The organism is Kluyvera sichuanensis (genome assembly GCF_040930405.1).
In the GTDB taxonomy this organism is placed as follows: domain Bacteria; phylum Pseudomonadota; class Gammaproteobacteria; order Enterobacterales; family Enterobacteriaceae; genus Kluyvera; species Kluyvera sichuanensis.
On the sequence record NZ_CP162271.1, the window covers coordinates 4352279 to 4370961 of the forward strand.

The 18683-nt window shown below is 57.9% G+C and carries 11 protein-coding genes and 2 rRNA genes; 9 read left to right on the forward strand and 4 right to left on the reverse strand.

Annotated features, from left to right (window positions below):
- The first annotated feature begins 2 nt into the window (after positions 1-2).
- Both AB2B48_RS20815 and rrf read left to right on the forward strand, forming a co-directional pair.
- Positions 3-2910: ribosomal RNA gene (locus AB2B48_RS20815) — 23S ribosomal RNA — on the forward strand.
- A 94-nt stretch (positions 2911-3004) separates the two neighbouring features.
- Positions 3005-3120 (forward strand): 5S ribosomal RNA (gene rrf / locus AB2B48_RS20820).
- Between the two features lie 108 nt (positions 3121-3228).
- Here the strand turns inward: rrf and AB2B48_RS20825 are convergent.
- The 4 genes from AB2B48_RS20825 to trpS all read right to left on the reverse strand — a co-directional run bounded on the left by AB2B48_RS20825 (position 3229) and on the right by trpS (position 9415).
- The gene (locus tag AB2B48_RS20825; RefSeq protein WP_185668303.1) at positions 3229-4353 is read right to left on the reverse strand and encodes an ABC transporter permease; all 1125 of its coding nucleotides are present in this window, start codon (positions 4351-4353) and stop codon (positions 3229-3231) included.
- Positions 4353-7082, reverse strand: a complete 2730-nt coding sequence (rbbA, locus tag AB2B48_RS20830; protein ID WP_368300080.1) for a ribosome-associated ATPase/putative transporter RbbA — start codon at positions 7080-7082, stop codon at positions 4353-4355. The genes AB2B48_RS20825 and rbbA overlap by 1 nt, the downstream gene beginning before the upstream one ends.
- Positions 7079-8146 carry an HlyD family secretion protein gene (locus AB2B48_RS20835; protein ID WP_368300081.1) on the reverse strand — a complete coding sequence of 356 codons (1068 nt, stop codon included), beginning with the start codon at positions 8144-8146 and terminating at the stop codon, positions 7079-7081. Before AB2B48_RS20835 ends, rbbA begins: the two co-directional genes overlap by 4 nt.
- A gap of 261 nt (positions 8147-8407) precedes the next feature.
- Positions 8408-9415, reverse strand: coding sequence for a tryptophan--tRNA ligase (trpS, locus tag AB2B48_RS20840; protein ID WP_220440204.1), 1008 nt, complete (start codon positions 9413-9415; stop codon positions 8408-8410).
- Positions 9416-10066: 651 nt separating this feature from the next.
- Here trpS and AB2B48_RS20845 point away from each other — a divergent pair.
- The 7 genes from AB2B48_RS20845 to AB2B48_RS20875 all read left to right on the forward strand — a co-directional run bounded on the left by AB2B48_RS20845 (position 10067) and on the right by AB2B48_RS20875 (position 18565).
- Positions 10067-10405: a YebF family protein gene (locus tag AB2B48_RS20845; protein WP_185668191.1), complete on the forward strand. Its 339-nt coding sequence runs from the start codon at positions 10067-10069 to the stop codon at positions 10403-10405.
- Between the two features lie 95 nt (positions 10406-10500).
- Positions 10501-10968 (forward strand): MarR family transcriptional regulator, encoded by a 468-nt coding sequence (locus tag AB2B48_RS20850; RefSeq protein ID WP_185668192.1) that lies wholly within the window; start codon positions 10501-10503, stop codon positions 10966-10968.
- Between the two features lie 5 nt (positions 10969-10973).
- Entirely contained in the window at positions 10974-12041 is a 1068-nt protein-coding gene (locus AB2B48_RS20855; protein ID WP_368300084.1) for an HlyD family secretion protein, read from the forward strand.
- Complete coding sequence (locus tag AB2B48_RS20860) at positions 12031-13092, forward strand: DUF2955 domain-containing protein (RefSeq protein ID WP_185668194.1); 1062 nt, start codon at positions 12031-12033, stop codon at positions 13090-13092. The genes AB2B48_RS20855 and AB2B48_RS20860 overlap by 11 nt, the downstream gene beginning before the upstream one ends.
- A gap of 79 nt (positions 13093-13171) precedes the next feature.
- Positions 13172-14842, forward strand: a complete 1671-nt coding sequence (locus tag AB2B48_RS20865; protein ID WP_368300085.1) for a hypothetical protein — start codon at positions 13172-13174, stop codon at positions 14840-14842.
- A 238-nt stretch (positions 14843-15080) separates the two neighbouring features.
- Entirely contained in the window at positions 15081-17492 is a 2412-nt protein-coding gene (locus AB2B48_RS20870) for a hypothetical protein (protein WP_368300086.1), read from the forward strand.
- Positions 17489-18565 (forward strand): glycoside hydrolase family 88/105 protein, encoded by a 1077-nt coding sequence (locus AB2B48_RS20875; RefSeq protein WP_368300088.1) that lies wholly within the window; start codon positions 17489-17491, stop codon positions 18563-18565. Before AB2B48_RS20870 ends, AB2B48_RS20875 begins: the two co-directional genes overlap by 4 nt.
- The last annotated feature ends 118 nt before the right edge of the window (positions 18566-18683 follow it).

The following is an 18683-nucleotide window of genomic DNA, read 5'->3' on the forward strand; positions in this document are numbered from 1 at the left end:
GAGGTTAAGCGACTAAGCGTACACGGTGGATGCCCTGGCAGTCAGAGGCGATGAAGGACGTGCTAATCTGCGATAAGCGTCGGTAAGGTGATATGAACCGTTATAACCGACGATTTCCGAATGGGGAAACCCAGTGTGATTCGTCACACTATCATTACGTGAATACATAGCGTAATGAAGCGAACCGGGGGAACTGAAACATCTAAGTACCCCGAGGAAAAGAAATCAACCGAGATTCCCCCAGTAGCGGCGAGCGAACGGGGAGCAGCCCAGAGCCTGAATCAGCATGTGTGATAGTGGAACGGTATGGAAAGGCCGGCGATACAGGGTGATAGCCCCGTACACAAAATTGCATGTGTTGTGAGCTCGATGAGTAGGGCGGGACACGTGGTATCCTGTCTGAATATGGGGGGACCATCCTCCAAGGCTAAATACTCCTGACTGACCGATAGTGAACCAGTACCGTGAGGGAAAGGCGAAAAGAACCCCGGCGAGGGGAGTGAAAAAGAACCTGAAACCGTGTACGTACAAGCAGTGGGAGCATCCTTCGGGGTGTGACTGCGTACCTTTTGTATAATGGGTCAGCGACTTATATTCTGTAGCAAGGTTAACCGAATAGGGGAGCCGCAGGGAAACCGAGTCTTAACTGGGCGTTAAGTTGCAGGGTATAGACCCGAAACCCGGTGATCTAGCCATGGGCAGGTTGAAGGTTGGGTAACACTAACTGGAGGACCGAACCGACTAATGTTGAAAAATTAGCGGATGACTTGTGGCTGGGGGTGAAAGGCCAATCAAACCGGGAGATAGCTGGTTCTCCCCGAAAGCTATTTAGGTAGCGCCTCGTGAATTCATCTTCGGGGGTAGAGCACTGTTTCGGCTAGGGGGTCATCCCGACTTACCAACCCGATGCAAACTACGAATACCGAAGAATGTTATCACGGGAGACACACGGCGGGTGCTAACGTCCGTCGTGAAGAGGGAAACAACCCAGACCGCCAGCTAAGGTCCCAAAGTCACAGTTAAGTGGGAAACGATGTGGGAAGGCTCAGACAGCCAGGATGTTGGCTTAGAAGCAGCCATCATTTAAAGAAAGCGTAATAGCTCACTGGTCGAGTCGGCCTGCGCGGAAGATGTAACGGGGCTAAACTGTGCACCGAAGCTGCGGCAGCGACACTATGTGTTGTTGGGTAGGGGAGCGTTCTGTAAGCCTGCGAAGGTGTCCTGTGAGGGATGCTGGAGGTATCAGAAGTGCGAATGCTGACATAAGTAACGATAATGCGGGTGAAAAACCCGCACGCCGGAAGACCAAGGGTTCCTGTCCAACGTTAATCGGGGCAGGGTGAGTCGACCCCTAAGGCGAGGCCGAAAGGCGTAGTCGATGGGAAACAGGTTAATATTCCTGTACTTGGTGTTACTGCGAAGGGGGGACGGAGAAGGCTATGTTAGCCGGGCGACGGTTGTCCCGGTTTAAGCATGTAGGCGGGCGTTTTAGGTAAATCCGGAACGCTATTAACGCTGAGGTGTGATGACGAGGCACTACGGTGCTGAAGTAACAAATGCCCTGCTTCCAGGAAAAGCCTCTAAGCATCAGGTAACATCAAATCGTACCCCAAACCGACACAGGTGGTCAGGTAGAGAATACCAAGGCGCTTGAGAGAACTCGGGTGAAGGAACTAGGCAAAATGGTGCCGTAACTTCGGGAGAAGGCACGCTGATATGTAGGTGAAGTGATTTACTCATGGAGCTGAAATCAGTCGAAGATACCAGCTGGCTGCAACTGTTTATTAAAAACACAGCACTGTGCAAACACGAAAGTGGACGTATACGGTGTGACGCCTGCCCGGTGCCGGAAGGTTAATTGATGGGGTTAGCGGCAACGCGAAGCTCTTGATCGAAGCCCCGGTAAACGGCGGCCGTAACTATAACGGTCCTAAGGTAGCGAAATTCCTTGTCGGGTAAGTTCCGACCTGCACGAATGGCGTAATGATGGCCAGGCTGTCTCCACCCGAGACTCAGTGAAATTGAACTCGCTGTGAAGATGCAGTGTACCCGCGGCAAGACGGAAAGACCCCGTGAACCTTTACTATAGCTTGACACTGAACACTGGTCCTTGATGTGTAGGATAGGTGGGAGGCTTTGAAGCGCGGACGCCAGTTCGTGTGGAGCCAACCTTGAAATACCACCCTTTAATGGCTGGTGTTCTAACGTAGACCCGTAATCCGGGTTGCGGACAGTGTCTGGTGGGTAGTTTGACTGGGGCGGTCTCCTCCTAAAGAGTAACGGAGGAGCACGAAGGTTAGCTAATCCTGGTCGGACATCAGGAGGTTAGTGCAAAGGCATAAGCTAGCTTGACTGCGAGAGTGACGGCTCGAGCAGGTGCGAAAGCAGGTCTTAGTGATCCGGTGGTTCTGTATGGAAGGGCCATCGCTCAACGGATAAAAGGTACTCCGGGGATAACAGGCTGATACCGCCCAAGAGTTCATATCGACGGCGGTGTTTGGCACCTCGATGTCGGCTCATCACATCCTGGGGCTGAAGTAGGTCCCAAGGGTATGGCTGTTCGCCATTTAAAGTGGTACGCGAGCTGGGTTTAGAACGTCGTGAGACAGTTCGGTCCCTATCTGCCGTGGGCGCTGGAGAATTGAGGGGGGCTGCTCCTAGTACGAGAGGACCGGAGTGGACGCATCACTGGTGTTCGGGTTGTCATGCCAATGGCATTGCCCGGTAGCTAAATGCGGAAAAGATAAGTGCTGAAAGCATCTAAGCACGAAACTTGCCCCAAGATGAGTTCTCCCTGACTCCTTGAGAGTCCTGAAGGAACGTTGAAGACGACGACGTTGATAGGCTGGGTGTGTAAGCGTAGCGATACGTTGAGCTAACCAGTACTAATGAACCGTGAGGCTTAACCTTACAACGCCGAAGATGTTTTGGCGAAGAGACATCGATTTCAGCTTGATTACAGATTACATCAGAACGCGAAAAGCGGTCTGATAAACAGAATTTGCCTGGCGGCTGTAGCGCGGTGGTCCCACCTGACCCCATGCCGAACTCAGAAGTGAAACGCCGTAGCGCCGATGGTAGTGTGGGGTCTCCCCATGCGAGAGTAGGGAACTGCCAGGCATCAATTAGTGAAGAAGCCCATCCTGACGGATGGGCTTTTTTGCGTGTGCGGGAAATGAAAATACGGTGAACATCCCGGGGTCACTGCGTTCGCCCGGGCTACAAATCTTACGCCATCTCCCCAATCGTCTTACGAAAGCGCACCAGCGCAATACCAAAGAACGCCCCGCCAATGGCCAGCAGCGTCAAAAACTGCGGCCAGACGATAGCAAAATCGGCACCGCGATAAAGAATAGCCTGCGCCAGGCTCACGAAATGCGTCGTGGGCATGGTAAGCATAATGTCCTGCACCAGCTGCGGCATACTCTCTCTCGGCGTTGAACCGCCGGACAGCATCTGCAACGGCAGCAGCACAAGGATCATCAACAGCCCCAGCTGCGGCATCGACCGGGCAATCGTGCCCATAAAAATGCCGATCGACGTTGTCGCAAACAGGCTCAGCGCGACCCCCAGCATAAATAGCGGGATTGACCCCTCTATCGGCACCTGCAGGATCCCCTGCACCATCAACATCAGCGACAGCCCCGACACCACCAGAACCACCAGTCCCATCGACCAGATCTTAGCGAGCATAATCTCAAACGGCGTTACCGGCATCACCAGCAGGTGCTCAACCGTACCGTGCTCACGCTCGCGGATCAACGCCGATCCGGTGAGCACGATCGCCAGCATCGTAATGTTGTTGATGATTGCCATCACCGCGCCAAAACGCGCCTGCTCGAGGTTCGGGTTAAAGCGCATCCTCACTGCCAGCTCTACCGGCAACGCACTGTTATCCCGATACCGCGCCACAAAACTGTTCACCTCGCCGGTCACGATATTCTGGATATAGCTATTACCGGTAAACGCCTGGCTCATACGGGTGGCATCGACGTTAACCTGCAAATCCGGCTGCCTTCCTGCCAGCACATCCCGTTGAAAATTAGGTGGAATATTGATGGCGAAGGTATAGCGCCCGGCATCCAGCCCCGCGTCCATCTCGTCGGCGGTAATCAGCTCTGGCTCAAGGAACCACGGCCGATAGAAGCCGTTGATAATCCGCGATGAGAGCTGCGATTTATCCATATCGGCGATGGCAATCGGCGCCAGATGCAGAGAGCCTGGCATCACCGTTGCCGAAGAGTAGACCGAAACGGTGAAGGCAAACACAATCAGCGTCAGCATCGCCTTATCGCCCAGCAGGCTGCGCAGTTCCTTCACGCCGAGGTTATAAATATTGCGTAATCCGCGCATCATCCCTCCTGTTTTTTCAGCAGCCACACGCTTAATCCCAGCACCAGCGGTACGGCAATCAAGAGCGGAATAAACGATGCCCACAGGTCACCTAGCCCCAGCGCTTTTGAGAAGGTACCGCGTGCGATGGTCAGGAAGTGGCTGGTCGGGTAGATCTGGCCAATCCAGCGCCCGGGCCCTTCAAGCGACGCGACCGGATCGATCATCCCGGAGAACTGGGTGGCGGGAATTAGCGTAATGATCGCCGTCCCGAAGATCGCCGCGATCTGGCTCTTCATAAAGGTGGAGATCAACAGCCCCAGCCCGGTAGCGATGGTGACGTACAACAGCGCCGCCAGCGTCAGCGTCAGGAAGCTCCCTTTGTGCTGCACGCCAAAAACGAATACCGACAGCGCGCAGAGCAGCAGAAAGTTGAACATCCCGAGCACGATGTAAGGCATCTGCTTACCGAGTAAAAACTCGGTGCGGGTGGTGGGTGTGACGTACAGGTTGATGATCGAACCCAGCTCTTTCTCCCGCACCACGCTCAGCGCGCTGAGCATCGCCGGGATCATCATCAGCAGCAGCGGGATCACCGCCGGAACGATCGCTGGCAGGCTCTTCACATCCGGGTTATAGCGATAACGTGTTTCAATAGAAATCAACGATGTATCCCGGCTGGCGGAAGGCTGCCGCCCAGCCATCTCCTGTAACCACGAAAGGTGCATCGCCTGCACGTAGCCGCGCACCGTTTCCGCGCGGTTTGGCATCGCGCCATCGACCCACACGCCTATCTGCACCGGCGTGCCGCGGGCAATATCGCGGCCAAAGTTTGGCGGAATTTCGATGGCGACCGCCAGCTCACCGTCGCGCATTCGGCGGTCCAGTTCGTCGTAGCTATGCAGCGGCGGCTGCTCGATAAAATAGCGCGAACCGGCAATGTTCTGCGACCAGCCCTGGCTGCTGACGGTTTGATCGCGGTCGAGCACCGCAAAGCGCAGATCCTCCACGTCCATACTGATCCCATAGCCCATGATAAACATCAGGATCACCGTTCCCAGCAGCGCCAGCGTCGATCGCACCGGATCGCGGCGCAGCTCCAGCGCTTCGCGGCGGCTATAGCTGAACAGACGGCGCAGGCTAAAGGCCTGACGCGGTGGTTCGCTCTCGGTTTTCACGGGCGCTTCCGCCATCTCTGCAACAGGAATCGGGTCGGAGGCCTCCTGCAGGTAAGCGATAAAGGCCTCTTCCAGCGTGGCCGCGCCACGCCGTTCGACCAGCGCTTGCGGCGTATCGCTGGCCAGCACTTTGCCCGCGTGCATCAGCGAAATACGGTCGCAGCGCTCCGCCTCGTTCATAAAGTGGGTGGAGATAAAGATGGTGACCTTATCCTGGCGTGCCAGGTCGACCATCAACTGCCAGAACATATCGCGAGCCACCGGGTCTACGCCGGAGGTCGGTTCGTCGAGGATCAGCATCTCAGGGCGATGGATAACCGCCACCGCCAGCGACAGACGCTGGCGAATGCCGAGCGGCAGCGCGGTGGGCAGGGCGTTTTCCACCTCGGTGAGCATAAATCGCTGGCTCATTTCGGCAACCCGTGCGGGAATTTCGTCATCCGGGATATGGAACAGCTTCGCGTGTAGTTCCAGGTTCTGCCGTACGCTCAGCTCGCTGTAGAGCGAGAAGGCCTGCGACATATAGCCCACCCGGCGGCGGGTCTCGATATCTTTTGGATCGACCGGCTGACCAAACAGCCAGGCTTCCCCTTCGCTGGCAGGCAGCAGCCCGGTCAGCATCTTCATGGTAGTGGATTTACCGCAGCCGTTGGAGCCGAGAAAGCCGAAAATCTCGCCGCGGGCGATACGGAAGTTCACGTGATCTACCGCAACAAAGTTGCCAAAGCGCATAGTCAGCCCGCGCGCTTCAATAGCAATTTCCTCTTCAGAGGTATCGCGCGGCGGGATGATAACCTGCTGGTGCGCGTTGCGTTGCGCTTCTGGCAGCAGGGCGATAAACGCCTGCTCCAGCGTCTGGCTATGGGTGTGGTGACGCAGTTCTTCCGCGCTGCCGGTAGCCAGTACCTCCCCGGCGTTCATCGCCACCAGCCAGTCGAAGCGCTCGGCCTCTTCCATATAGGCAGTGGCGACCAGCACGCTCATCTCCGGCTGGCGCTCGCGGATGCTGTCGATAAGCTCCCAGAACTGCGCGCGCGAGAGCGGGTCCACGCCGGTGGTCGGTTCATCGAGGATCAGTAACTCTGGGTCGTGAATCAGCGCGCAGCACAGGCCGAGCTTCTGCTTCATCCCACCGGAGAGTTTCCCCGCCGGGCGGTCGCGGAACGGCGCCAGCCCGGTACTTTGCAGCAGCTCGTCAATGCGCGCTTCACGCTCGCTTTTATCATGACCAAACAGCCGCGCAAAGAAGTCGACGTTCTCGTAGACCGACAGGGTGTGATAGAGGTTTTTGCCCAGTCCCTGCGGCATCCAGGCGATTTTCGGGCAGACGTCGCGGCGGTGCCGGGCATCGCGCATATCGCCGCCGAGCACCATCACGTTACCTTGCTCAATTACCCGCGCGCCGGCAATCAGCGACAACAGGCTCGATTTCCCCACGCCGTCCGGGCCAATCAGCCCCACCATCCGTCGTGAGGGGAGGGTCAGCGTGATATCGCGCAGCGCGACGGTGGCACCGAAATGCTGGCCGACGTGCTCCAGCCGGGCGACGGCGGGGTGGATATCCTGTTTCATTGCGGCAACCTCACCATCAGCGTGGCAGGCCACGGCTGCTGGTTATCCAGGCGTACATAGGCCATCCCCGGCAGGCCGGTTTTCACATACTCAAGGTGTTCGGCCAGCAGTTCCGGCGGAATGCGCGCTTTGACGCGGAACATCAGCTTAAGCCGTTCATCGCTGGTTTCGACGGTTTTCGGCGTGAATTGGGCAACGCTTGCCACAAAACTGATATTGGCAGGGATCACCAGATCCGGCGCGGCATCCAGAATGATACGTACCTCGCTGCCAATGGCTAACAGCCCGGCCTGCTCGGTCGGCAGGAAGAAGGTCATGTAGACGTCGGCGAGGTCGACCATATTCAGCACGCGTCCACCGGCAGCCAGCACTTCACCCGGTTCGGCCACGCGGTACTGAATGCGTCCATCGCGCGGGGCTTTCAGTTCGCTATCGTCGATATCGGCCATGATGCGGCGTTCGGTGGCCTGCGCGGCTTCGACGCGGGTTTGCGCCTGAATGATGCTGGTGCGGGCGGCTTCTATCGCCGCACGGGCAGCAGAGACCTGCGCACGCGCGGACTCGAGTGCAGCCCTGCCGCTTTCGGCGGCGGCACGGTCATCGTCAAGTTGCTGGGCGGAAACGGCACCGCGCTGCGACAGCGTGCTGGAACGGGCGTGACGTTTGGAGGTGGAGTCCAGTTCCGCCTGACGCTGTTTGACGATGGCTTCGCTGGCGCGCATTTCACTCTGACGCTGATCCAGCAAGGCTTTAGCGGCGGCCACGGCGCTCTGCGCTTCTTTAATCTGCGCGGCGGCTTCCAGACGCTGCTCGTTCAGCACCCGCGTGTCCATGCGGGCCAGTACTTCACCCTGACGGACAAACTGCCCCTCTTTGACGACGATCGATTCGATACGCCCGGCGGTTTTGGTGGCGATATCCACTTCCGTGGCTTCAATTCTGCCGTTACTGCTGGCGAACCCTGCCGGTAGCCCCGGCGGACGAAGCATCCACCATGCGATGGCGGCAATGACCACCGCGATACCGACGATATACCAGGCCCAATGCTGCTTGAATTTGTCCATACGCTACCCGCTCTGTTCCCTGTTGCTGAGTGCGCGCGTTTCGTCTTGAACGAAAGGAAAGGATGCTGTGAAGAGTGCTACTCATGTGGTCATCGTCAGCAATCCTGGCCGTAAATGAAACACGCATAAATATAGCTACTGTCAATATCATACTAACACCGACATTAGTGATGTCCATGTTGTTAACATGGGTTTACGAAAGCATTAACACAATTAATCAAAGTGGATGAGGGCTCGGCAACGCCTGAGCCCTCATGGTGTTCAGAACAGCACCGGCAGCCCAAGCCCGCGTTTGACCGCATGTAGCGTCTTCTGAGTCACCTCATGCGCCCGTTCGCTGCCTTGACGCAGCAGCTCCAGCAGCATGCCTTTATCCTGAATCACGGTCGCACGGCGTTCACGGATAGGGGCCAGCAGTTCCTGTAAGCACGCTTCCAGCACGTTTTTGCACTGCCGGTCGCCCAGTCCGCCCCGCTGGTAGTGCGCCTTCATCTCTGCGACGAGCGCTTTATCGGGATGGAATGCATCGAGGTAGGTGAAGACTACGTTGCCGTCGACTTGCCCGGGATCGGCTACGCGCAGGTGGTTGGGGTCGGTGTACATGGCGCTCACCGCTTGATGGATTTCTGACTCGCTGGCGCTAAGGGTCAGCGTATTGCCGAGCGATTTCGACATCTTCGCGCCGCCATCAATGCCCGGCAGTCGGCTCACGTCACTCAGCAGCGCTTTGCAGTGGCGCAGCACCGGCTCGGTGGTCAGGCTATTCATTTTGTGCACGATCTCGTTGGTTTGTTCGATCATTGGCAGCTGATCGTCGCCCACCGGCACGAGATCGGCATGAAAGGCGGTGATATCAGCGGCCTGGCTAATCGGATAAGCCATAAAGCCGACCGGCAGTGAGCGGGAGAAACCTTTCTGCGCAATCTCGTTTTTCACCGTCGGGTTACGCTCCACGCGGGCCACGGTGACGATATTCATATACAGCGCAGTCAACTCCGCCAGCGCGGGTAGGGCGGATTGCAGGCAAATGGTGGTGCGACTCGGGTCAATGCCCACCGCCAGATAGTCGGCCATCACTTCCAGGATATTGTGGCTGATTTTTTGCGGGTTGCTGCCGTTGTCGGTCAGTCCCTGTAGGTCGGCAATCAGAATAAACTGCTGATGTTCATGCTGTAATTGCACACGCTGGCGCAGCGAACCGACGTAGTGGCCGAGATGTAGTTGGCCGGTAGGGCGGTCGCCGGTCAGGATAGTATGGGTGGTGTTCATCAGTCGTTCCTTATGAGGTAAATACCCGTCATACTTCAAGTTGCAGGTGCGTTGGCTGCGCTCGTTCACCCGAATCACTTACTAGAGTAAGCTCATCGGGATTCACTCCCTTGCCGCCTTCCTGTAACTCGAATTATTTAGGGTAAAAAGCCGAAAGACGAGACTGAGAAACAACAAAGCCGCCTTTCGGCGGCTTTGAAAAAAGATAACGTAACCCGAGCCGCCTGTTATGAAGGCAGCCACCAACGGTTGGAGCGAGTAACGGTCACGTTTGTGTTCATCTTTTTATCCTGCCACCAAACTGCCTGCGCTGTCTACCCTTTCACCATAAAACGATTTTATTTCTGGAAATGGGTCTCCATAAATATATAAAAATAGGCGTTTTGTATTATTAGACTTCGTTATTTTGATGGTGTAAAAATAAATAGGGAGAGTAATTAAGATGATGGTGTAAAACAATTAAAGGAGATTAACAATAATCAGTATGCATATATTATGGTAACTCATCTTTTTTACTGAGTTATTTATTCGATATTTACGCAACAATACCAACGGGTGGGTTTACATACCCCCTGATGTTTCTAGAATACCCCGATGTGATAATACGTTAACTCAACCTAACCTACCTTCAGCATGAAAAAGACATTATTAGTGACTGCACTATTTTGTGGCCTGCTGACTGCAGGCGTTTCGACGATATGCGTTGTTCATGAAACCTTCCACGATACGACATCGGCCTGTCGTCCGGATTTCTCCCGTAAAGCACTGCTGCGGGTGAAAGAGGACTATTTACGCGGCCGCTTCCCGCACTGGTATCAGGAAAAAAGTCAGCTCGGTACGATGACCCCCGAACTTCGTTTCGGCGAGGTGACCATTGAAGATGAAGAGTACCATGTCCCTTTCACCGCGCGGGGGCCCATCACCTCGCTGGCGCGCATCGGCCTTGTTAACTGCGTGTCCATGGACGTGGAGTACATCGCCGCCAGGTAGGCCCGTTTTACAATCCATGCGGTATAGCCTCTCCGTTCCTTGATACTTATCATGGTAAGTATTATCGTAGTGGTACGAAACGATCGGAGAGTGTGATGACTGAAGAAGAGCTGTTTGCCCGCCGCCCAATGGGCATGCGTATGGCGATGGTGGTACGCCAGTGGCGTTCAATCATCGATCACGCGATTACCGATACCGGCCTGACGCAGTCTAGCTGGACGGTGCTGATGCAGCTTCATCAGCTGGGTGACAACGTTTCGGTCAGTGAGCTTGCGGAGACGCAGGGCATTGAACTGCCGCCGCTGATGCGCACGCTCACGTTACTGGAACAGCAGGGCTACCTGCAGCGCACCGTCTCACCGTACGACAAACGCATCCGCCTGCTGACGCTCACCGACGAAGGTCGGGCCGTGCTCCAGACGCTCAACCAGGTGATTGAAGCCTTCCAGACTCGCGTCGCTAACGGCATTCCCGCCGCCGACATCGCGAAGTTTAGCGACACCCTGAATCAAATAGCCTGCAATCTGCGGAATATCCGCGAAGAAAATAATAAAACCGACTAAACACCATGATGACGCCAGAACAGAAGTTTGCCCGCTGGGTAAGGGTCAGTATTGCCTCTTTCCTGCTGATGTTTCTCTATTTTATCGTTGCCGATATCTGGATCCCGCTGACGCCGGACTCCACGGTGATGCGCGTCGTGACGCCTATCTCTTCGCGCGTCTCCGGCTACGTTTCACAGGTCTACGTGCACAACAACAGCACGGTGAAAAAGGGCGACCTGCTGTATGAACTGGACCCAACCCCGTTCCAGAATAAGGTCGATTCCGCCGCGTTAGCGCTGGCGCAGGCCAGGCTGAGCAATCAGCAGCTTGATGCCCAGATTGCCGCCGCCGAAGCGAACCTCAAGACCGCGCAGCTCACAGCCCGTAACGACCGCGTGACCTACGATCGCTACCAGAGCCTGAGCCGCATGCAGAACGTCTCGCAGTCAGATCTCGATAAAGTTCGCACCACCTGGCAGACCAGCGAGCAGTCGGTTAGCGCGCTGCACGCCTCTATCCATAACCTGCAAATTCAGCGCGGCGAGCGTGACGATAGCCACAACGTCACGCTCCAGCAGTACCAGACGGCGCTGCGGGAAGCGCAGCTCAACCTCGACTGGACCAAAATCCGCGCCGAAGCGGACGGTACCGTTAGTAACCTCCAGCTCAGCCCCGGCCTGTATGCCGCAGCGGGCAGCGCGGTGATGGCGGTGGTGAATCAGAAAACCGATATCGTGGCCGACTTCCGCGAAAAGAGCCTGCGTCATACCAAACAGGGGACCGATGCCGCGGTGGTGTTTGATGCGCTACCGGGTCAGGTGTTTGCCGCGAAGGTCACCAGCAGCGATGCGGGGATCCTCGCCGGGCAGGAAGCGGTGAACGGCGAACTGTCGCAGCCGGAGCAGTCCACCCGCTGGGTGCGTGACGCGCAGCGTATGCGCATTCACGTAGCACTTAACGAACCGCTGGATAAAACCCTGCCAACCGGCGCGCGCGCCACGGTGCAGTTGTATAACAGCGAGGGCGGCTTTGCCCGCTTCTTCTCAGGGCTGCAAATCCACCTGATTAGCTGGTTGCACTATGTCTATTAAAACCCTCGCGCAGGTCTTTACCCCTCACGGCAACATCGTCTACACGGCGAATGATTTCCGTCAGACCTTGCGCATTGCCTTTGCCGGTATGGTGGCGCTGAGTATCTCGACGTTTTACGATACTCACTACGGCGTGTTCTTCGTCGTTTACCCGCTGCTGTTAATGTCTTTAGTACCGGTATTTAACCGCCACGTCGCCAAGCAGTTTATCTTCAGTGCGTCGTTGAACTGCCTCGAAATGGTACTGATCATCGGCTATCTCAGCCAATGGCCGGTTATCATGACGGCGGTAGTGTTTGCGCTGTACGTGGTGCGTTTTCGTTTTATGAGCCAGGGGCCGCTGTTCCTGTTTGGCTCGATGGGCGTGGTCTGCCAGAGCGTGATGCTCAACTTTATGAGCTACCCTTCCGCCAACTGGCACACGCTGCTGTTTTCCAATATTGAGGCCAGCGTGATGGCGGTGGCATTGAGCGCGCTGATGCATTACCTGATCCCGGATGCCGAACCGCGTAAGCCGCCGCCGTTGATTGAAAAAGACGCGGCGCGCGTGCGCCACGAATCGCTGCTCTCGGGCACGGTGGCGACGATTATTTTTATCGTCTTCCAGGTGAGCGACCTGAGCGACTCGCTCTCGGCGCTGATGGCCGGGATCCTGATCCTCTTCCCGATGCACTATCGCGGCGCGGTGATCAGCTCCATCTGGCGCGTGGCGGGCGTGGTGCTGGCCTGCCTGTACATTCTGGTGATACAGCTGATCCTCTACGACCACAGCAGCCATATGCTGTTGATGATGCCGCTTATCGGCTTAGGGCTGGCGTTCAGCGCACGGCTGCACGTGATGGAGAAAGTGGGGGCGGGCGTCGGTTTCGCCAGTATCACCACCATCGGCATTATGTTTGGTCAGAATCTACAGCCGGACGGTGATCTGGTGTTCAGCGATCTGTATCGCGCCACCTCGGTGACCATCTCGCTGCTGGCGACCCTGACGATGGTGTTTATCCTGCACCGCCTGCTCAACTGTTTCGCCCCAACGCGCTTTATTGTGAAGTAGCGCACTTCAGGACGCTGATTCTTCTCCCCCATTTGTGCTAACAATAGCCGCTCGCCGCGGTGGCGTGAGGGAGAAGACGATGTGGAAAACGCGTGCGCTGGAACTGAATAATCAAGAGTTCTGGAACTGGGAAAAAGCCTGCGAGCTGGTGCAGTGGGCCGCTCGCCATGATTTTAATACCGTGATTGTCGGCCAGGTCGACCTGTTCGACAAGCTGGTCTCGCCGAAGGGCTACACGCCGCACCAGTACAACGATCGCCTCTCCAGCCAGCAGCGCGCCCGCTGCGTCTACCTCAACCGTCTTGCCGATTATTGCCACAAACAGGGACTGCGTTTTTACCTCCAGGCCAAAGAACTCAGTTTCCCCGCCGACCTGCTGGCGGCGCATCCGCAGCTGATTGATAAAGACGGCAGCATTCGCTTTGATGTGGAATTCTGGTGTCAGTATCTGGCGGATAAACTCACGCTGCTGTGCCAGCAAATCCCCGCCATGAGCGGGCTGCTGGTGGCGCTCTCTAATACCGACGGTCTGCTGCCGGTCTCTCGCCCCAACTGGGAGTTGACCGGGCAGGACGACCCTTCGCCGCACATCGACCCGCGCAGCCTGTCGCGCTATACCCAGTGTTTTAGCGCCATGGCGCGGGCGATGATGCGCGAGAACAAACATCTGGTGCTGCGCGCCTTCCCGGCGGGCAACCACGACATCGCCAACGTGATGGAGGCGATTCGCACCCTGCCGGAATGCGTGTCGGTGTCGATTAAACTCACGCCGGAGCGCTTCTGGCCGACCTTCCCTAATAACCCTGCACTGCTCGACGTGGAAAATCGCGACGTCTGGGTGGAGCTGGATCTGGTGGGTGAAGAGGTGGGTTGGGGCGTATTTCCGTTCCCGCGCATCGACGAGCTACAAGGGCGCTTGCTGTGGTGCCGGGGCAATACCAGCATTAACGGCGCGGTGTGCAAAACCAGCTGGGAAGGGGTTGATAACCACTGGGTGATCGGCACGCTGAGCGAGTGCAACCTGGTGGCCTGTAGCCAGATCCTCTCGCGGGAAAATGAACATCTGACCCGCGCGGCACTGCTGACCCACTGGCTGGATGAATGCTACGGCTGGCGGCCCGACGAGGCGACGTTTGAGGAATTTCAGTCGCTGATGGCGCAGGCCGGGCAGGTGCTGTATCAGGCCATCTACGTGCGCGATCACGTCTTCCATCGCCACAGCCAGGTACCGGCAAGCTACGGCCAGGCGGTCTGGAGCCTCTACGGCCAGCTTAACCGCAACCACTGGCTGCCGGGCTCTGAGCGCGACATCTTCTTCAGCGCCAGCGACGTTGAGACCTCCGGGCGCAACCTGTCGCTGATTGCCGAAGAGAAAGACGGTGCCTGGCAGGCGGCGGTGACGCTGCGCGAACAGGCGCTGGCCTTTGCCGACCGCGCGGCGTTCCCGTATTCACTGCAAAAACGCTGGCTGGAGGAGTGGCAGGGCTTCGACCTCTACTGCCTGCTGTTCCGCCACGCCCAGAAAGCCTTTTTCACCCTCCACTTTGCGCGACTGGTGGAAAACAGCTGGAGCATGCGCGAGATTTGCCAGGTCAATATCCAGGAGCTGTACCGCTGCGCGGCGGAAATGGACAGATTCTGCGCCCAGCACACCGACGCGTCGCCGGGGCTGCACGTGATGTTCGACCCGACCCGCGTGCGCATGCTGGCCGACAGCCTGAGCCACGAGCTAACGCAGTTGAAAGGGTGAAATGTGATGGCGATCACTCCTCCTTCGCGCTCCACTGCCGGGAAACGTGAAATTCCCCGTTTCATTGCAGGTGACTGACTCTCCTCATGTGATATTCATCACGTTTTATCCCCGCGCCCGGTCAGGATTGTGAATGACCGGGCAGTTCCGCAAAACCCCGCCCTTATCCGCGTAGCCTGCGGCAAACCGTTTCCAGAGAATAACGAGCAATTACTTAGCGGTTATTGAGGAAAGCATAATGAGGCTGGTTGCGGGCGAAGCGCTGACGCGTTTTACGGTGTCACTGCCGCACAATGAGCGGTTTGCGGAGTTTTTCACGGGCGAAGCGGTCGATGAGCCGATGGACTATCGGTTCGCCAACGGTAAAGGCCCGGCGGAGGACGCATTCTGTCGGCGCATCTTCCGCCGCGATTTTGCACAGCGCGCCGTGTCGCCAGACAAGGCGTTACCGGCAAGCGAAGTTACCTGGACCGGAAACAGCGATACCGTGACCTTTTCGGGCGTGCAGCCCGTCGCCACCTACAGCCAGCGCTGGCTGCGCGTCACCCTGCATGCGCCCCAGACCGGTCACTATCCTTTCGAGATTGCCACCTGCGGCGGCGTGCGTATCTGGAGCGGCGACGAGCAGGCCGTCTGCTTCACGCCGTTTACCCGCAATACGCTGCAAACGCAGGCCGTGGAGATTCCTCTGCTGCAGGGGGAGAACGCGCTGCTTATTCACCTCGACGAGCTGTTTGAACGCGACACCATTTTTGCCTTCCGCATGATCTATCTTGGCGAGCGTCCGCTGGAGGCAGGGCTGCCGACGATGGATACAGCGTATGTGGAAGCGCTGGCGCAGTTTATGGGCTCGCTGCCCGCAACCATCACCGTACGCGACCAGCGTCTGGCGCTGACCTGCCCGGCGAATATGACCCTGACGCTGCGCGGTGCGGTGCACAGCCTCGGCAACGACTGTATTCCAACGATCCCGCTGGATTTTGGCTTGGTCGCCACCGGTAACGGTGAGCTCACGCTCCCGCTTCCCGCCTCTATTGGCATGGGCCACTACCGCCTGACGCTGACCGCCTCGCTGGGGGATGTCACCATGAGCCGCGCGCTTAGCGTCACCGTGCTGCCCCAGGAGGCGCTGCCCGGTGGTGAAGGTGTGCTGGAGACCCGCAAACGCGTGGCCCTGAGCTACATCGCCGAACACGGTGTGCCGCGCACCGGGCGTTTGCTCGCCATGCTGCATGTGGGCGATACCGGCTCGCTAGCGCAGAACCTGCTGATTCGCACCCTACAGCGCATCAGCGCCCGTCAGGACTGTTCGGATTTCTCGATGGTGCCGCTGCTGTGGATCTGGCATGACTTCCACGGCGAACACTTCCCGGCGGTGCTGTGGAAGCGCGTACGCTCCGCCATTGTCGGCTATCGCTACTGGTACGACGAACTGGGCAACGACGTGATGTGGTACTGGAGCGAAAACCATGCGCTCTGCTTCCACACCGCGCAGTACCTCGCCGGGCAGCTTTTCCCGGAGGAACGTTTTATTGCCTCTGGCCGCACGGGCCGCGAGCAGCAGGCGGTGGCCGCCCAGCGCCTGAACGCCTGGTTTGATGCCGTCGAGCAGCAGGGCTTTGTCGAGTGGAACTCTGCGCCGTACTACCCGGTGGACTACATCGGCCTGTTCGCGCTCTACCAACTGGCCGACGATGCCGCGCTGCGCCAGCGCGCTCAGCGTTTAATCGACCGCCTGATGCAGACCAGCGCGCTGCATTACCAGTCCGGCATTGCTGCGGGCACCATGGGCCGGGTGTATGAAAAAGAGCTGCTGGCGGGCCAGATGACCGAGCTTTCCGCTTTTGGTCACGTGGCCTGGGGCGGCGGGCACGTCAACCGCAAGTGCGCCTCGCTGCCGTTTTTCTGCCTGAGTGACTACGTGCCGCCGTTGGAGTCGGCACGCTATGCGCGCTTAACCCACGGCATGCTCAGCGCCCACTACCAGTGCGGCGGCGGCAACATTGTGGCGTGGAAGCAGCCAGCAGTCAGCCTTTCCAGCTGCGTGGATCATCACAGCGGCGAGCGCGGGCATCAGCAGCACCTGGTGGATGTGCAGTTTGCCGCACGTCCCGAGGCCCGGCTGTGGGTAAACCATCCGGGCGATGTGGCGCCGGGCAGCGAAGCGCGTCCCTCCTTCTGGGCGGGTAACGGCGTGCTGCCGCGCGTGATGCAGGTAGAGAATCAGACCATGCTGCTGTGGCAACTGGACGCGCGTGATGCGCTGGGCTGGACGCATCTGCATCTTCACGCCGAAGCTTTTGATGAAGTTCGCCCGCTGGCGCAGGGCTTTGCCATGCGGGCGGGTAACGCCTTTGCCGCCGTACTGTGCTCGCAGCCGCTCACCGTCAACGGTGATGAAGTGCGGGCCGAAGGCCGCCGCGTGGCGTGGTGGCTGGAGGTGGGTGAGGGTGATTTTAGCGCCTTCTGCCAGCGCGTTCAGGCGCTGCGCATTGAACATCAAGGCGATGTCGCGCGGGTGATAGATAGCCAGCACACGCAGATGCAGCTCGACGGGCAGGGTAACTGCCAGCACCACGGTAAGGCCGCCGCGTTCCCGACGCTGGTGGGCAATGAAATTCAGGTCACGGTGTCAGGAGACGCGCAATGAACAACGCAGCATTAAACGGCCTGCTGGAGCAGGTGGTTCAGGGTTTCTGCCGCCTGAAAAATATGGGTGAAGTAGGTACCCGCGGCGGCGAAGGCTTTGCCATCCACTTCGAAGAGTGGGAATGGGAAGTCGGCGTCGGCCTGTACGGCTTCTGGCAGTATGCGCGCCAGCAAAATGATGCCCGCCTCCAGCAGTCGATCCTCACCTGGTATGAAGATCAGCTGACGAAAGGGCTGCCGGAAATTCAGATCAACACCACTGCGCCGATGATCACGCTCGCGCTGGTGGCCGGGCACACCGGGCGTCAGGATCTGCTGAAGGTGGTGAACGACTGGGCCGATGCGCTGTTGCGTACTCTGCCGAAAACCGAAGAGGGCGGCTTCCAGCACGTGGTGAAAGAACAGCCGAACACCGGGCATCTGTGGGACGACACGTTGTTTATGACCTGCTTGTTTCTCGGCACGGCGGGCGTGGTGCTCAAGCGCAAAGATCTTATCGACGAAGCCGCGTACCAGTTCCTGCTGCACACCCGCTACCTGTGCGAACCGGCGAGCGGCCTGTGGTATCACGGCTGGACGTTCGTTGGCAAACACCATTTTTCGGCAGCGTTCTGGGGGCGCGGCAATGCGTGGATCACCGTGGCGATCCCGGAATTTATCGCCCTGCTCGGCGACAGCCTGGATGCCAGCGTGAAGCGCTACCTCTCGGTGGTGGTGGCGCGTCAGGTGAACACGCTCTGCGAGCTACAGGCCGACAACGGCATGTGGCACACGCTGCTCGACGATCCGTTATCGCCGCAGGAATCTTCCGCTACGGCGGGGATCGCCTACGGCATGCTGCGTGGCGTGCGGATGGGGATCCTCGACGAGAAGGTGTCCGATAATGCGATGCGCGCCTGGCATGCGCTGCGCGACAGGATCGACGATGGGATCTTACTGGAAGCGTCGAAAGGGACGATGGTCGGGCCGGATCTGCAATATTACTGCGATATCGCCATGGCTCCGGTGCCGTATGCGCAGGCGCTGATGATGCTGTTATTACTGGAGTTACAGCAGGAGAAATGGTGCTGCTAATTGCCTGGCACAATGTATCCCCTCTCCCCTGCGGGGAGAGGGCTAGGGTGAGGGGGCTGGTTGGATGCCTAAATTCTGTCAGCTACCGTGAATTAACCCCCTCCCTTAAAAAGTCCTG